A 1,448-nucleotide genomic window follows, 5' to 3' on the forward strand; every position below is an offset into this window, starting at 1 on the left:
GATAACAGAACGGGTGATGTCCTTGTTGTTCTGCCAGTCATAGGCAACAACTTCATCACCAATCTGCATGTTTTCCACAGCCACATCACCTTTGGTGGTGCGGATCATGCTGCCAGAAAGGAAGCAGGTGATATTAATTGCACCATTTTTATTATCAATGTTTGCGGCAGAATTTGTGTAGGTATAGATACCATTCTCATCCTGTACTACTGTGCCGGTGGCAGAGCTATTGAGATCAGCGGGGGTATAGTAAACAGGCTGCCCGTTTTCTGTTACAGGCTTTCCATTGCTGTCGAGCTGCTGTGCAAAGGAGATGGAAGTGACTGCCGTTCTCCAATCCTCTCCTCCTCCGAACTGATACTGCAGAGCATAAGTATGACTGCCTACTGCGGACTGCACCCAACGCACACTGGTAATATTGCTACCGCCCGTTAAGCCCACTAAATTAAGTGTATCAGCAGAAGAGAAATTTGTAATATTTGGGAAGGTCTGATTGATGGAGAGGTTTAAAACATTTTTACCATTATCAGGAACCGGGCCAAATGTAATTGTTCCCGTTGCGGAGGTTATATGTTCTAAAGTTACGTTTGCTCCGCCTTCTATCTGAAGCGTACCTTTAATATCGGTTCCTGAACCTGAAGAAGTAAAAGTTGCTCCATTGAGTGTGATTGTGGAGCCAGAATCTATAATGACCCCTTGAGAGGGTGTAACTGATCCAGGCCCAGAAATTTCTACGTTTGCATCGTTATTGACAGTAAAGGTGCCTATGTTAGTTGTATATGTTCCATTACCCAGATCAATTGTTGCGGATTTGTTAATAATAACATCAGCATAATCTTGGCTTGGATATGAGTTATTCATCCAAGCTTCTGAAGGTGTCCAATTCGCTGTGGTCGTCCAAGAAGTGTCTGTAGAACCATTCCATGTATATGATGACATTTTCAACCACCCAAATGTTTTATAAAACACAACAACTGCGTTTTATTTTATCAAACAGTGAATCCATAACAAAGAATGGGGGTAATCTCAACATAAAGTTATGAAATTTAAAACGATATTGTTTGGAATAATCATACAATCTTATGAGGAAGGTAGGATTAAGCGTTCCACAGCAGTTAAGTGCGATCGGTATACTGATTAATGGGTATAGCCAAAAATGGCCTAAGGGGCTTTTAACGCCATATACTGCCAAGGAGAATTGTGCGGCTGCCTAATGGGAGGTTATCTGCAATATGCAGAAAAATATATTGGGCAGCTCGCAATTACAGGAAGGATGGTGCTGTAAAAACTTACGTTTTTGATAAGGAAAAACAGGCTGCTAAACCAGCGTGCGTTGAATAGCCTAAAACTGAAGTTGAAAATTTTCAGTTTAAAAAATGGCGTCCCGTACGGGATTCGAACCCGTGTTGCCGCCGTGAAAGGGCGGTGTCCTAGGCCTCTAGACGAAC

General features: G+C 42.4%; 1 tRNA gene and 1 pseudogene. Both read right to left on the bottom strand.

What is annotated here, in order from left to right:
• A pseudogene (locus CSR02_RS05885) lies at positions 1-939 on the bottom strand (hypothetical protein); the annotation flags it as partial.
• A gap of 438 nt (positions 940-1,377) precedes the next feature.
• Positions 1,378-1,447 (bottom strand) — tRNA-Glu (locus tag CSR02_RS05890).
• Position 1,448 lies beyond the last annotated feature (1 nt).

The sequence above is a fragment of the Acetobacter pomorum genome, assembly GCF_002738225.1.
Taxonomy (GTDB): domain Bacteria; phylum Pseudomonadota; class Alphaproteobacteria; order Acetobacterales; family Acetobacteraceae; genus Acetobacter; species Acetobacter pomorum.